Source organism: Ruegeria sp. N10 (assembly GCF_056531545.1).
In genome coordinates, this window is record NZ_JBQFLY010000002.1 from 302,717 (window position 1) to 316,265 (window position 13,549).

A 13,549-nucleotide genomic window follows, 5' to 3' on the forward strand; every position below is an offset into this window, starting at 1 on the left:
CCCTACGTTAAGGACCGACTTGATTGAAACAGACGCCCGACGCACCGCATTCCATCTACGGAGTTGAGAAATGGGGCAAAGGCCTCATCGAGGTGACCGAACAGGGCGAGATCGGTCTGCGCAATCCCACGGCCCCCGAGACAGCGGCGATCAGCCTGCCCGGTATCCTCAGCGATCTGGACGACCGCGGCATCAAGGCACCGATGGTCCTACGAGTCGCGTCTTATCTGGAACACGAAATCGCCCATCTGAACGAAAGTTTCCAAGATGCGATTACGCGCGTGGGCTATAATGGCAGCTATCGCGGCGTATTCCCGATCAAGGTAAACCAACAGGCCCAGGTTGTTGACCGGATCGTCGAGTTTGGGAAGAAATATAACTATGGGCTCGAGGCAGGCTCCAAACCCGAACTGGTGATTGCGCTGGCCCATCGTCTGGCCCCTGACGCGCTGATCGTGTGCAACGGCGTCAAAGATGCCGAGTTCATCCAACTGGCGATTCTAAGCCGCAAGATTGGGTTCAACACGGTCATCGTTCTGGAAAGCCCGAAAGAGGCCGACACGGTAATAGAAGTTTACAACGAACTGGGCATCGAGCCCCTGATCGGTGTTCGGGTGAAGCTGACCAACCAGATCAGCGGCAAATGGGAAGAAAGTTCGGGCGACCGCTCGGCCTTTGGGATGAACACCGATCAGCTTATCGCCACGGTAGACAAGCTGAAAGACGCAGGCTTGCTGCATTGCCTCAAGCTGCAGCATTCACATCTGGGCAGCCAGGTTCAGGATGTCAACGATGTGCGCCGCGCTGTGGGCGAAGCCTGTCGCTATTACACCGAGCTAACTCGCGAAGGCGTTCCATTGACTCACCTGGATCTGGGTGGCGGCATGGGGGTCGATTACACCGGCGAAAAGAAAGCTGCCGAAAACTCGATCAACTACACGGTCGAAGAATACTGCGCCAATGTCGTCGAAACCGTGGCCTACGCCATGGACGAGGCAGAGGTGGGCCATCCGACACTGGTCACGGAAAGTGGGCGCGCGGTGGTGGCGACGTCCTCGATGCTGGTCTTCAACGTGCTCGAAAGCACGCTTTACGATGCGCCCAATGGCCCCGAGGTTGATCCGGATGACCACCACTTGGTCTCGGACCTCGCCGCGGTGCACGGATACCTCTCCCGCGACCGTCTGCAGGAATGCTGGAACGACGCCACCTTCTATCGTAACGAGCTGCGCGCCCTGTTTCGTCGCGGCTATGTCGACCTGCGTCAGATGGCCCGGGCCGAACGGATATACCTGTCGCTGATGGCGCGGCTCAAGGCGTTGGCCGCGTCAGAGGATCTGGAAACGGACCTGAACGACCAGCTTGAAAAGGTTGCGGATATCTATCACTGCAACTTCTCGCTGTTCCAGTCGCTGCCAGATGTCTGGGCCATCGACCAGCTGCACCCGATCGTGCCGCTGCAATATCTGAACCAGATCCCCGACCGTCGCGCCGTGCTGTCCGACATCACCTGCGACAGCGACGGCAAGATTGACCGGTTTATTCTGGCCGACGGTGTGTCCCCCAGCCTGCCGGTGCATTCCCTGCCTGAAGAGGACGAATACTTCATGGGCGTCTTCTTCGTCGGTGCCTATCAGGAGACATTGGGCGATCTGCACAATCTCTTTGGTGACACCAACGTGGTCACCATCGACCTGCGCCCGGATGGCGGCTTTGACCTGCTGCACGAACAAGAGGGCGACACGATCAGCCAGGTTCTGTCATATGTCGAGTTCGACCCGCAGGATTGTGTCGCCGCCTTCCGCAAAATGGTGGATGAGGCGATTTCGACTGGCACCCTGAAAGCCAAGGACCGCAAAACCCTGATGAGCGCTTACCGCGACTCGATCAACGGTTACACCTATTACGAATAACCCCTGAGAGGAGATCACCCCCATGGGCACTTTGAGTGGCAAAACACTGGTTGTCGGCGCGGGCGGCGTATCCCACGCTGCCGTGCACAAGATGGCAATGAATTCGGATATCTTCACCGAAATCACACTGGCCAGCCGCACGAAATCGAAATGCGACGCGATCGCCAAGTCGGTGAAAGACCGTGTGGGAGTTGATATCGCGACCGCCGAACTGGACGCCTACAAGGTCGAAGACACCGTAAAGCTGATCAAGGAAACTGGTGCTGAAATCCTCGTGAACCTCGCCCTGCCCTATCAGGATCTGGTGCTGATGGACGCATGCCTTGAGGCGGGCATTCATTATGTGGATACGGCAAACTATGAGCCCGAGGATGAGGCCAAGTTCGAATACCACTGGCAATGGGCCTATCAGGAACGGTTCAAAGCGGCCGGTTTGACCGCCATCCTTGGTTCGGGCTTCGATCCCGGCGTTACATCGGTCTTTGCCAAATGGTTGAAAAAGCACAAGCTGGACACCATCCGCCAGATCGACGTGCTGGACGCCAATGGCGGTTCGAACGATCAGGAATTTGCCACCAACTTCAACCCCGAAATCAACCTGCGCGAAGTGCTGGCCGAAGTGCGCCACTGGGAAAACGGCGAATGGAAACACTCTCCCGCCATGACCCACAAGGTCGAGTTCGATTTCCCCGCCATCGGCCCTAAGAACATGTACCTGATGTATCACGAGGAACTGGAATCGCTCTCGACCCACTTCCCCGAGATCGAGCGCGCCCGCTTCTGGATGACCTTCGGCGACGCCTATATCATGCATGCCAAGGTCTTGGAAAATGTCGGCATGACCCGCATCGACCCAGTGATGCATGACGGCAAGGAAATCATCCCGATCCAGTTCCTGAAAACCCTTTTGCCCGATCCCGGTGATCTGGGCGCGGAAACCAAGGGCAAGGCCTGCATCGGCGACATCGCCACAGGTCAGGCCAAGGATGGCTCGGGCGAGAAGACTTATTACATCTACAACATCTGCGATCACGAAGAATGTTATGCCGAGGTCGGCAGCCAGGCAGTCAGCTACACCACCGGTGTCCCCGCCATGATCGGCGCGGCGCAGGTGCTGAAAGGCAACTGGTCCGAGCCTGGCGTGTGGAACATGGAACAGCTCGACCCGGACGACTTCATGGACATGCTGAACGAACATGGCTTGCCATGGCAGGTCCATGAACTCGACGGCCCGGTTAACTTCTGATCCGCTTTAGCTTCATCTGGCCCTAAATATCCCGGGGGTCCGGGGGCAGCGCCCCCGGCCTCTCCACCAAACGGAGACGCCGGTTATGTCCGACATGATGACCACACAGGCCGGTGACGCCGGCGCCTTCCGCAATTTCGACCTCTCCCGTGTACCCAGCCCCTGCTTTGTGGTCGACGAAAAGGCGGTTGAACGGAATCTGAAAACCCTCGCTGATGTCGGAACCCGCTCCGGCGCGCATGTTCTCAGCGCACTCAAGGCGTTTTCGATGTTTTCGCTGGCCCCGTTGGTGCGCCGGCACCTTGCGGGAACCTGCGCCTCGGGTATCTATGAAGCCCGGTTGGGACGCGAGGAATATGGCGGAGAGGTCGCAACCTTCTGCGCCGGGTACAAAGACGCGGATATCGACGAAATCCTGTCGCTGTCCGATCACGTCATCTTCAACTCCGCTGCCCAAAAGGACCGGTTTCTCGCCAAAGCCCAAACCGCCAAAGTGCAGGTTGGCCTGCGCATCAATCCGGAACATTCCGAAGGCGAGGTTCCGAAATACGATCCCTGCGCCCCGTGCTCGCGCCTTGGCACACCAGTCAGCCAACTGACCGCCGACACGTTGCGCGGCGTTGACGGCTTGCACATGCATACGCTTTGCGAACAGGGGTTCGAACCGCTGCAACGCACGTGGACCGCCATCGAACCGAAGCTCAAACCCTACCTTGATCAACTCAAGTGGCTGAACTTCGGCGGTGGCCACCACGTCACCCGCGATGATTATGACCGCGACGGGCTGGTGGCCTTCCTCAAGGACATTCGCGAAACCTATGGCATTGATGTTTACCTTGAACCCGGTGAGGCTGTGGCGCTGGACGCAGGTATTCTGATCGGTGAAATCCTCGACCTGCCGACCAACGGCATGAACCTCGCGATCACTGATATCTCGGCCACATGTCACATGCCCGACGTGATCGAGGCCCCCTATCGCCCTGCCCTTATGGATGAGGCCGAAACAGGCCATACCTATCGCCTTGGCGGCCCGTCCTGTCTGGCGGGTGACGTGATTGGCGACTACACCTGGGGCAAGCCGCTGGAGATCGGACAGCGTTTTGCCTTCCTCGATCAGGCACATTACTCGATGGTCAAGACAAACACCTTCAATGGCGTCCCCCTGCCCACAATCGCCCTGTGGAACAGCGAAACGGACGAGCTGAAGATCATCCGGCAGTTCGGATATGACGACTTCAAGGACAGACTCTCATGAGCATTTTTCTCGACAGTGAATTGACCGCATCCGAACGCACCGAAGATGCCCGCTTTCGCGTGATCCCGGTGCCTTTGGAGCGCACGGTCTCTTACGGGTCCGGCACGGCCAAAGGCCCCGAGGCAATTATCGAGGCCAGTAATGAACTGGAACGCATCACCGGTCACGCGGAGCCCTGTGTCGAAGGAATTTTCACCGAAGAACCGCTAAATTGTGACGGCCCGTTGCCCGAGGTAATGGAACGCCTTGCGCACCGCACCGAGGCTGCAATTCGGGCTGGAAAGGTACCGGTCACTTTGGGCGGCGAGCATTCCCTCAGCTATGGCGCAGTGATAGGTGTGGCCCGTGCGCTAAACCAACCCATCGGCATCGTCCAAATCGACGCCCATGCCGACCTGCGCAACGCTTATCAGGGCGAAAAACACTCTCACGCCTCAGTGATGCACCTGCTTGCCGAAGAAGGCGTTCGGCTCGCCCAGTTCGGTGTTCGCGCTTTTTCAACTGAAGAGGCCCAAAGCCGACTGAGAAACCACGTCTTTCACGTGGATGCCGAGGAACTGGTGACAGGTAACATCCATTCGGTCGACCTGCCTGCAGACTTCCCCGAGCTGGTCTATGTCAGTTTCGACGTCGACGGGCTGGATCCATCGCTGATGCCCGCCACCGGAACACCGGTGCCCGGTGGGTTGGGCTATTACCAGGCACTGCGACTGGTCGAACACGCGCTCAAGGGGCGCAGATGCGTGGGCTTCGACGTGGTTGAGCTGGCCCCGGACGGCAATGCCGCCTGGGACTTCACCACAGCTCAGATTGTCTATCGCCTGATGGCCGCTTGTTAATCTTCGGCAGTTTCGTTCAGCTCCATATGGCCTTCGCCCTTGCTCAGGATGCGGCGCAGCATGGGTTCAAAAAACTCCAGCGGTTTCGTCGGATAGTCTGGGTCAAACGCCTTCTGATCATATTCATGGCAGAAATAGCGACAGTCTTCCCAATGGGGGCTGTCGCGATACTTGTCACGCGCGTTGCGGTCGCCGCCAAGGTGGTGGTTGTAGTAGTAACCCTGAAACACGCAATGGTGTTTGAGTATCCAATAGGTTTTCTCGCTGACATACGGCTTCATCATCGCCGCTGACAGCTCTCCATGGTTGTAGGGTGACAGAATATCGCCGGTATCGTGGATCAGAGCGGCGACCACCAACTCCTCATCCGCGCCATCCTCATAAGCCCGGGTCGCGGCCTGAAGGCTGTGCTGATACCGGTTGACCGGATAGGGTGTCCATTCCTCGTCCAACGACCGAATAGCGTCGAGGATGCGATCCGGCAGAGCCGCATTATACGCCTCTTCATAATCCATAACGGCGTCCCAGTCGGCCTTGGTGGCACTTTCAAAACTGGTCCAGGTCGGTTTGTGGCTTTTGTCCAGCATGGCTGATCCCTTGGCGTGTTTCCTGAAGTCGACAATATTACGAGTCGCAACTTCAAAAAAATGAATTGATTTTATCACAATGATCAAAAAATACTCTCGGTATGCGAACCAAAGCTTTGAAAACCTTTCTATGTGTGGCTGAAACGGGTGGTTTTCATGCCGCTGCCCGTAAGCTGAATGTGACTCAAACGGCCGTCAGCGCGCGCATTCATCTGATCGAAGAAGAAACCGGCAGACCACTGTTTACCCGCGGCGCCGGTGGTACAGCGCTGACCGAATTTGGCAGACAATTCAAACCGTATGCAGAACAAATATTGTCCCTTTGGGCCTTCGCGTCGCGCGACTTACCGTTGCAGACGCAAAACCGCCCGGCACTTCGGTTGGGTGGTCAGCTCAGCATCTGGGACCCTTTGCTTGTGGATCTGGCTGTTCGGTTTGAACAGCGCTTTGACAAACTGCTGCTGACACTGAACTACGATCACGATCTGAACATGGTTGAAGCTGTGGCGACCCATGTGCTGGACGTGGCGATCACGCATGAAACGCCATCAGACCGACGCGTCACTTATCACGAACTGGAACCGGAGCTTCTAACCCTCGTCAGAACACCGCAAGCAGCAACGGCAGAAAACGATTTGGTCTTCGTCAATCTTGAACTTGGAGAGATCTACCAGGATCACGTTAGATCGGCTGCGCGACGTGCCTCAGGGCAGACCTTGTTTCTTGGCAATTGCATGATGGCGCTACGATATGTCCTGCAAAGAGGCGGATGCGGCTACTTCCCCGACTACGTCATTTCGCAACATCTGGCTTCGGGTGCGCTCGAACGGGTCGAAGACAGTGTAAGCCTGCCGTTGCCGATGTATTTGGTCGCCCGTGGTGATCGCGAAGAATTCGACGACATTCGTTGTTGTCTGGAAGAACTTCGAACCTGAAATCAAGCGGGTGTTGCGATGACCTCGGACCCGCGCGCACGTTTCCGCAAAAGCGGACGACCTGCGACAAGCAGAAAACAGCACGAGATCAACACACCCATAACGGCGGGAAGGTAAAGCAGCGCCCAAAGCTTCGGGTCATCGATCACAACCGGGGACACAAACCCGCGTACGCCTTCAAGCAGCACAAGAATGGTAAAGGCACCCAAAATCTGAGGCCACAATCCAAACCGTGAAAAGCTGCCCAGCATCAGGGTTGAATACCCCGCCAGCGACACGGCGATGCAAATGGCTATCCAAGAAAATCGCTGATGCAGTTCTTCGATCAACTTACCCTGGCTGAACCCCTCGGTTTCTGAAATCGTATCCTGGTTGAGGATCAGATCAGAGGTCGGAATGGCTTCGAGGCTGCGGTTCGTCAACGGGCTTGCGTTCGTCAGTTGCGAAATGTCGTATGATGCGTCCTGAAACAGGGTCGAGGACAGAACCCTGCCCGCTTTGTTCAGGCGCAACGCCACCCCGTCGACCATCACCAGATGAACTCCCGCGTCGTTATTGACCAGATAAGCGGTCACGCTGGAATAGCTGACTGCGTTTTCCGGGTCGCGCCGATCGGACACGAACACCTCGTGCAACGTACCGTCTAAATCGATGCCACCGATGTAAACCGTAACATCTTCGGCGGGGTGCAGAAATTCGCCTTCATTCAACAACTGCGCTGTCACATCTCCTGCTACTTCGGCTTGCCGGTATTCCAGTTGTTGGACCGATGCAGGGCGCAGGAACACACTGATGGCAGCCATCATCAGACCGGTGATCACACCGAACAAAACAACGGCCCGCGCTAGTCGCCACGGGCTTGACCCGGTTGCCAGCATCACTGTCATCTCGCTTTCGCGACTCAATCTGTTGGTCGCATAGACGGCAGCCGCAAATACCGCCATCGGCATAACCGTACGAACAAGCGTTGGCAGGGTCAGCGCGGTGAATTCAAGAAACACCATAGCGGACTGGCCACCGCTGATGACTTTGTCAAACAGGCTGACAGAACGGGTGATCCAGAAGACACCCACCAGGACGAGGGTGAAGAAGCCGAATAAAACCAGCAATTGCCGCAGAAAATATCCATCAAAACGCGACATATATCCTCATCCGGCTGATTGCGTCGTGGCCGGACAATAAGTCAATCGCCCACCCAAGGAAACCTCGATTACCGCCTCAGAACCGGCATCGGCGGCAACCTAGTTATTCGGACATAGGAAGGGCGCGCTCAACCACAAGCGCGCCCAGGCCACAGGAGGGAAAAACAAAACAGCGTCATGTACCGAACGTGAGCGCCAACTCGTAACAGTTGTAAGTAAAGCGGGATTCTAGTGATTGGTCTGTGATTTAGTTCACCTTTGAACCGGTCACATGAACACTCTTATGGACAAGAACCCCAGCAAAAAGTTAACGACACGTTAACGCCTTGTTTCCAGCCCATTCACTGTACTACCAACATAGTGATACCTGTCGGTTTTGGTGAATGTCCGTGACAGGACGATTGCAAATAACAGTATCAGTTGGCACAAGGAGTCCGATGGCAATGCATAAACCTTCGACATCAGAAGCCGCTGCACTGAATGCGCAATTACTGAAAAAGACCGACTCGGATTACGATGTCGCTATGTGGGCCGCGTGTGCATTGATGGCGCTCCACTCAGACAAACCAGCGGTGTTTCAAGAATATCAGAATATGTGGGCTGAAAAACTGGATGCGGTACGCCCGCACGAAAAAACAGGTGCCAACAAAAGATAACAACAGGTCACGATGGCCTCGCGCCATTGTGCCAGTGTTGTCGAAGCCAATGCTGCGACTAGTATTGATCCAAGCGCGAAATAGCTGAAGACAGGTATAGCGAACTCAAAGGCTGAAACCCGTTCATCCTTGGAAATCACAACTTAGTATTCGGACAATTTCAATGGCAGGGGCAGCAGGGTTCGAACCCGCGACCTACGGTTTTGGAGACCGTCGCTCTACCAACTGAGCTATACCCCTGTAGTGAGCCCCAGATATGCCAGCCGCGCGGCGGACTCAAGAGGCTTTTTCAGATTCCGATCCACGAAATGTCCGGACAAACAAGTTGCGCAAAATGCGTGGTGCGCTAAGACAAGGACCGGTTAGCAGAAGGAACCCGGCGTGAACCTCCGTAAGAAGATTGCAGACAGCGAAGCTGTGCTAAACTGGGTGGCGCGTCGGATTGCAAATTATATTCGGCTGGTACACCGCAACACACGTTGGCAGCGCATCGGCTATGAAGAACTGGACCAGTTGGCCGAACAGGGTGAGCCGGTCATCGTTGTTCTCTGGCATCAACGGCTGGCGCAGTCGCCTTATTTTTTCCCGCTGGACAAGGGGCGCATCTGTTCGATTACATCTTCTGCGCGGGCTGGCAGCATGGTGGGTCGCGTGCAAAAGTTGTTTGGAATGGACACCATTGCCATGGCCAGCAAGGCACGCCATGTCGCCCTGTCGCGACAGGTATTAGGCAAAATGAAACAGGGGATATCCATTGGCATAGCGGCGGACGGCCCCCGTGGGCCAGAGCGGGTTTTGTCAACGGTTCCTCTGGTTTGGGCGCGAACATCGGGTAAACGTGTTTTTGGTATTACCTTTTCGGCGAAACATGGGCGAGAAGCAGGAACATGGGATCATCTTTTGATGCCCCGCCCATGGGGTAACGAGGGGGTTTTTCTGTGCCGGGAATGGACAGAAACAGTTCCTCGGAAAGCCAGAGAAGACGAAATAGAAACGCTGCGTTTGAGTCTCGAACAACACATGAACGATATCACGGCCGAGGCAGACCGAATGGTCGGGCGCGAGCCTTGGTCGCCTGACGCTTAACCGCCTCTCAGCCTTTGCATCAAATAGACTTCACTGCCTTCGGGAATCGGTTCGGTCAGTCCGGTCGCGATCACGCGCCCGTCGACAGCGATAGACACGCCAGCGTCGATGGGTGCTTGAAGCTGCGGATGCGCACGCACGAGCGCACGCAGCAATTCTCCGGTGGTTTTGGCCTCGACCTCAACCACCTGCTGGCCCCCGGTCAGTGACCGGAGGCCGGACCAGAGGTGAACCTCAACCATTGCCCTTGAGAGCGGCCAGAATGCGTGGCGGCGACATCGGCAGCCGCTTCATTCGCACGCCAGCCGCGTTGGACACAGCGTTGGCGATGGCGGCCAGTGGCGGCACGATACCCGTTTCGCCCACACCGCGAACGCCAAACGGGTGGCCCGGATTCGGAACCTCGACGATCACGGTGTCGATCATCGGCAGGTCGCTGGCCACCGGGATGCGGTAGTCGAGAAAGATCGAGTTCTGCAAGCGACCGTCTTCGCCGTAGATATATTCCTCGTTCAGGGCCCAGCCGATACCTTGCGCGGCACCGCCCTGATACTGGCCTTCGACATAGGTCGGGTGGATCGCTTTGCCCGCGTCCTGAATGACCGTGTAGCGGGTCACACTGGTCTTACCGGTTTCCGGGTCAACCTCGGCATCGACGATGTGGGTGCCAAAGGACACGCCGGCACCTTCGGGGGTTGCCTCGAAATGGCCCGAGATCGGACCACCGGTTCGGCCCATATCAGCGGTGATATCGGCCAGCGGCATCGGATCGAAATCGCCTGCATTCGGGCCTGAGGGCACCGCACAGCCGTATTCCCATTTCACCGCATCAACCGGGATGCCCCATTTGGCCGCAGCCCGTTCGCACAGTTTCTCGACCGCGTGCCTCGCAGCCTTGATAGTTGCCAGCCCAGACGCATAGGTCACGCGAGAGCCATGGCTTACGTCATTGTAGCCCAGTGTGGCCGTATCGGCGATGGTCACCCGGATATTCTCATACGGGATGCCCAGAACCTCGGCCGCCATCAGGGCCATCGATGCGCGCGAACCACCGATATCAGGCGTTCCGACCATCACCTGAGCCGAGCCATCCTCGGACAAGGCAAGCGACACGCTGGTCTCGCCACCATGGTTGAACCAGAAGCCACAGGAAATACCGCGCCCCTGCCCCGGCTTCAGCGGAGCCGAATAATGAGGATGCGCCTTGGCTGCTTCTAGCGTTTCGACAAGACCGATGCGCTCGTAGGTCGGTCCATAGCTGGCCTTCGTGCCCTCATGCGCGGCGTTTTTCAGGCGTACCTCAACGGGGTCGAGACCCAGCTTGTTGCACAACTCGTCAATCACCGACTCGACCGCAAAGGCACCCATCGGTGCACCCGGCGCGCGGTACGCTGCCTGCTTTGGGCGGTTGGCCATAACGTCATAGCCGATCTGCTTGACGTTGGTCAGGTTGTACGGCGCAAAGGCACACATGGCAGTCATGTCGCCCGGCGCGCCGGGAAAGGCTCCGCCCTGAAGGCGGAAGATGCCCTGAGCCGCCGAGATCGTGCCGTCTTTCTTCATGCCGATTTTGACGTCCATCGAGGCAGACGAAGTCGGACCAGTAGCCCGGAACACCTCGGACCGGGTCATCACAAGCTTGACCGGGCGATTGGCCTTACGGCTGAGCGCTAATGCGACGGGTTCGATGAAAACGGTTGTCTTACCGCCAAACCCTCCGCCGATCTCAGACGCAGTGACACGCAACTGCGAGGTTTCGATCCCCAGAAGCGCGGCACAGGTTTTCTGCGCAATCCAATGCCCCTGCGTCGTGCACCACAACTCACCCTTACCGTCATTACCCAATATGGCCAAACAAGCGTGCGGTTCGATATAACCCTGATGCGTCGCTTCGGTGACGAAACTGTCTTCGATGACCAGATCAGCTTCGGCAAATCCGGCCTCGACATCGCCGTGACCGCTTTCATGGTAGCGGACAACGTTCGGGTGCATTCCTTCCGGCACGGAATAATCCGCAGCTCCTTCGCGGATGACAGGCGCATCCGGTGCCATCGCCTTATCCACATCGGTGACGTGGGGCAGCACTTCGTACTCGACCTCGATCAGCTTGAGCGCGTCACGAGCCGCCAATGCCGAAGTCGCAGCAACCGCTGCAACCGCGTGCCCGTCATATAGCGCTTTCTCACCGGCCATAACGTTTTCCAGAACGTTATAGAATTCGCCTTCCAGACCGGGTTTGAACGGCACGTCAGCAAAGTCGGCACGCGTTACAACAGCTTTGACATCCTTATGCGCCTCGGCTTTCGACGCGTCGATCTTCACAATCCGCGCATGAGCATGAGGTGAGCGCAGGATCGCGCCATGCAGCATTCCCGGGGCGTAGGCATCCGCACCGAATTTGGCGCGACCTGTCACCTTGTCCAGACCGTCCGGGCGGTTGGGGCGGGTGCCGACAAAAGTGAAATCTGATTTACGATCGTCCAGAGCCATTACGACGCCTCCCGCATCTCAGCCGCCGTATCCATCACGGCGCGAATGATCTTGTCATATCCAGTACAACGGCAGAGGTTGCCTGCCAGCCAATACCGCGTTTCTTCCTCGGTCGGGTTCGGGTTTTTCTCCAGCAGAGACTTGGCCGCCACCAGAATGCCTGGCGTGCAGATGCCGCATTGCAGGGCGGCGTATTCGATCATCTTCTTTTGCAGCGGATGCAGAATATCACCGTCGGCAATGCCTTCGACGGTTTCGATCTGCTTACCCTCGGCCTCGACACCCAGCATCAGACATGAACAGACCAGACGGCCATCAACGGTGACCGAGCATGCGCCGCAATCGCCGGTGCCACACCCCTCTTTCGCGCCTGTCAGGTTCAACTTGTCACGCAGACAATCCAGCAGGGTTTCACGCGGATCACACAGGTATTCGACCGCATCGCCATTCACGGTGGTGGTTACGTGGAACTTTTTCATGCGTCTTCTCCCTTCGCGCGGGCATAAGCAATTTTTGCGGCGCGCTTGGCCAGAACGCCTGCGACCTCGGTACGGAACGCGATCGTGCCGCGCTTGTCGTCAATCGGGTTACAGGCGGCAGAGGCGGCGGCGGCCAGCGCTTCCAAGGCTGCATCATCCAGCGTGCTGCCGATAATGGCCTTGGCACAGTCTTCGACCAGCAGAACGGTCGGGGCCACAGCGCCCAGTGATACACGGGCCTCGGTGATGGTGTCGCCGTCAAGACGCAGGTTCACGCCAACGCCAACCACAGCGATGTCCATTTCGGTGCGGGGGATGAACCGCAGATAGGCATCGCCGCCGTTTTCTCCACGTGCCGGGATATTGACCGCCGAGATCAGCTCGCCTTTGGCCAGCGAGGTTTTGCCGGGGCCGGTCGGAATATGCTCGACCGCGACTTCGCGAGTACCGTCCGGACCGGTCACGGTGACGGTCACACTAGCTGCGACCATGGCGGGCACGGAATCAGCCGCAGGTGAGCCGTTACACAGGTTACCGGTCGGTGTTGCGCGCCCCTGCACCTGGGTTGATCCGATCAGGTCCATCGCCTCGACCACACCGGGCCAGTCACGACCCAACTCAGGATGCTCGCTCATTTCGGCACCGGTTGCGGCAATTCCCAACGTCCAGCTTCCATCAGCGTTGCGGGTGATGTCGTGTACACCGTTGATTTTCTTGATGTCGATCAGCGTATCAGGCGTCACCAACTCCGAGCGCAGCTGCACCAATACGTCAGTGCCGCCCGCCAGAAAGCGCGTGATGCCCGTCGCATTTGCGGCCAGAGCCGAAGCCTCGGCAAAGCTGGCGGGGCTGTGATAATCCATAATGCTACCTCGCACCTGTTGGTCAGGGATATCTGGGTTCCGGGCGACGTTAATTCAC

General features: G+C 57.4%; 13 protein-coding genes and 1 tRNA gene. 7 read left to right on the forward strand and 7 right to left on the reverse strand.

Features of this window, described 5'->3' with window-relative positions; all coding sequences use genetic code 11:
- Positions 1 to 23 precede the first annotated feature (23 nt).
- The 4 genes from speA (at position 24) to speB (ending at position 5,253) form a co-directional block, all read left to right on the forward strand.
- On the forward strand, positions 24 to 1,913 hold the full coding sequence (gene speA, locus ACR0JI_RS04810) for a biosynthetic arginine decarboxylase (protein ID WP_480475644.1): 1,890 nt from the start codon (positions 24 to 26) through the stop codon (positions 1,911 to 1,913).
- 22 nt (positions 1,914 to 1,935) lie between these two features.
- Entirely contained in the window at positions 1,936 to 3,159 is a 1,224-nt protein-coding gene (locus ACR0JI_RS04815; protein ID WP_480493684.1) for a saccharopine dehydrogenase family protein, read from the forward strand.
- An 85-nt stretch (positions 3,160 to 3,244) separates the two neighbouring features.
- Entirely contained in the window at positions 3,245 to 4,414 is a 1,170-nt protein-coding gene (nspC, locus tag ACR0JI_RS04820) for a carboxynorspermidine decarboxylase (protein ID WP_480475640.1), read from the forward strand.
- A complete protein-coding gene (gene speB / locus ACR0JI_RS04825; RefSeq protein WP_480493682.1) occupies positions 4,411 to 5,253 on the forward strand; it encodes an agmatinase in 843 nt (280 codons plus the stop codon). Before nspC ends, speB begins: the two co-directional genes overlap by 4 nt.
- Here speB and ACR0JI_RS04830 read toward each other — a convergent pair.
- Positions 5,250 to 5,840 (reverse strand): HD domain-containing protein, encoded by a 591-nt coding sequence (locus ACR0JI_RS04830; RefSeq protein ID WP_480475636.1) that lies wholly within the window; start codon positions 5,838 to 5,840, stop codon positions 5,250 to 5,252. The two genes, speB and ACR0JI_RS04830, sit on opposite strands and share 4 nt — an antisense overlap.
- A gap of 101 nt (positions 5,841 to 5,941) precedes the next feature.
- Here ACR0JI_RS04830 and ACR0JI_RS04835 point away from each other — a divergent pair, with 101 nt between their 5' ends.
- Positions 5,942 to 6,775 (forward strand): LysR family transcriptional regulator, encoded by an 834-nt coding sequence (locus ACR0JI_RS04835; protein ID WP_480493680.1) that lies wholly within the window; start codon positions 5,942 to 5,944, stop codon positions 6,773 to 6,775.
- 2 nt (positions 6,776 to 6,777) lie between these two features.
- Here ACR0JI_RS04835 and lptF read toward each other — a convergent pair whose 3' ends face one another.
- Complete coding sequence (gene lptF, locus ACR0JI_RS04840; RefSeq protein ID WP_480475632.1) at positions 6,778 to 7,917, reverse strand: LPS export ABC transporter permease LptF; 1,140 nt, start codon at positions 7,915 to 7,917, stop codon at positions 6,778 to 6,780.
- Positions 7,918 to 8,360: 443 nt separating this feature from the next.
- On the opposite strand from lptF, the gene ACR0JI_RS04845 reads away from it, so the two are divergent.
- Complete coding sequence (locus ACR0JI_RS04845) at positions 8,361 to 8,573, forward strand: hypothetical protein (protein ID WP_480493678.1); 213 nt, start codon at positions 8,361 to 8,363, stop codon at positions 8,571 to 8,573.
- Positions 8,574 to 8,737: 164 nt separating this feature from the next.
- On the opposite strand, the gene ACR0JI_RS04850 is transcribed toward ACR0JI_RS04845, so the two are convergent.
- A tRNA-Trp gene (locus ACR0JI_RS04850) sits at positions 8,738 to 8,813 on the reverse strand.
- Between the two features lie 141 nt (positions 8,814 to 8,954).
- Between ACR0JI_RS04850 and ACR0JI_RS04855 the strand changes: the two genes are divergently transcribed.
- Positions 8,955 to 9,659 carry a lysophospholipid acyltransferase family protein gene (locus ACR0JI_RS04855; protein ID WP_480493677.1) on the forward strand — a complete coding sequence of 235 codons (705 nt, stop codon included), beginning with the start codon at positions 8,955 to 8,957 and terminating at the stop codon, positions 9,657 to 9,659.
- Here the strand turns inward: ACR0JI_RS04855 and ACR0JI_RS04860 are convergent.
- Genes ACR0JI_RS04860 through ACR0JI_RS04875 form a run of 4 tightly spaced genes read right to left on the reverse strand, consistent with a single transcriptional unit; the run spans position 9,656 to position 13,491 of the window.
- Positions 9,656 to 9,901: a MoaD/ThiS family protein gene (locus tag ACR0JI_RS04860; protein WP_170346142.1), complete on the reverse strand. Its 246-nt coding sequence runs from the start codon at positions 9,899 to 9,901 to the stop codon at positions 9,656 to 9,658. The genes ACR0JI_RS04855 and ACR0JI_RS04860 overlap by 4 nt on opposite strands.
- Entirely contained in the window at positions 9,894 to 12,149 is a 2,256-nt protein-coding gene (locus tag ACR0JI_RS04865; RefSeq protein ID WP_480493675.1) for a xanthine dehydrogenase family protein molybdopterin-binding subunit, read from the reverse strand. Before ACR0JI_RS04865 ends, ACR0JI_RS04860 begins: the two co-directional genes overlap by 8 nt.
- On the reverse strand, positions 12,149 to 12,628 hold the full coding sequence (locus tag ACR0JI_RS04870; protein ID WP_209504694.1) for a (2Fe-2S)-binding protein: 480 nt from the start codon (positions 12,626 to 12,628) through the stop codon (positions 12,149 to 12,151). The genes ACR0JI_RS04865 and ACR0JI_RS04870 overlap by 1 nt, the downstream gene beginning before the upstream one ends.
- The gene (locus ACR0JI_RS04875; RefSeq protein ID WP_480493673.1) at positions 12,625 to 13,491 is read right to left on the reverse strand and encodes an FAD binding domain-containing protein; all 867 of its coding nucleotides are present in this window, start codon (positions 13,489 to 13,491) and stop codon (positions 12,625 to 12,627) included. Before ACR0JI_RS04875 ends, ACR0JI_RS04870 begins: the two co-directional genes overlap by 4 nt.
- Positions 13,492 to 13,549 lie beyond the last annotated feature (58 nt).

What these genes read in the sequence shown, in the direction of transcription:
- ACR0JI_RS04865 (WP_480493675.1), bottom strand. Translation starts at nt 12,149, where the DNA reads ATGGCTCTGGACGATCGTAAATCAGATTTCACTTTTGTCGGCACCCGC.
- ACR0JI_RS04845 (WP_480493678.1), top strand. Translation starts at nt 8,361, where the DNA reads ATGCATAAACCTTCGACATCAGAAGCCGCTGCACTGAATGCGCAATTA.
- ACR0JI_RS04870 (WP_209504694.1), bottom strand. Translation starts at nt 12,628, where the DNA reads ATGAAAAAGTTCCACGTAACCACCACCGTGAATGGCGATGCGGTCGAA.
- ACR0JI_RS04830 (WP_480475636.1), bottom strand. Translation starts at nt 5,840, where the DNA reads ATGCTGGACAAAAGCCACAAACCGACCTGGACCAGTTTTGAAAGTGCC.
- ACR0JI_RS04875 (WP_480493673.1), bottom strand. Translation starts at nt 13,491, where the DNA reads ATGGATTATCACAGCCCCGCCAGCTTTGCCGAGGCTTCGGCTCTGGCC.
- lptF (WP_480475632.1), bottom strand. Translation starts at nt 7,917, where the DNA reads ATGTCGCGTTTTGATGGATATTTTCTGCGGCAATTGCTGGTTTTATTC.
- nspC (WP_480475640.1), top strand. Translation starts at nt 3,245, where the DNA reads ATGTCCGACATGATGACCACACAGGCCGGTGACGCCGGCGCCTTCCGC.
- speB (WP_480493682.1), top strand. Translation starts at nt 4,411, where the DNA reads ATGAGCATTTTTCTCGACAGTGAATTGACCGCATCCGAACGCACCGAA.
- ACR0JI_RS04815 (WP_480493684.1), top strand. Translation starts at nt 1,936, where the DNA reads ATGGGCACTTTGAGTGGCAAAACACTGGTTGTCGGCGCGGGCGGCGTA.
- ACR0JI_RS04860 (WP_170346142.1), bottom strand. Translation starts at nt 9,901, where the DNA reads ATGGTTGAGGTTCACCTCTGGTCCGGCCTCCGGTCACTGACCGGGGGC.
- ACR0JI_RS04835 (WP_480493680.1), top strand. Translation starts at nt 5,942, where the DNA reads ATGCGAACCAAAGCTTTGAAAACCTTTCTATGTGTGGCTGAAACGGGT.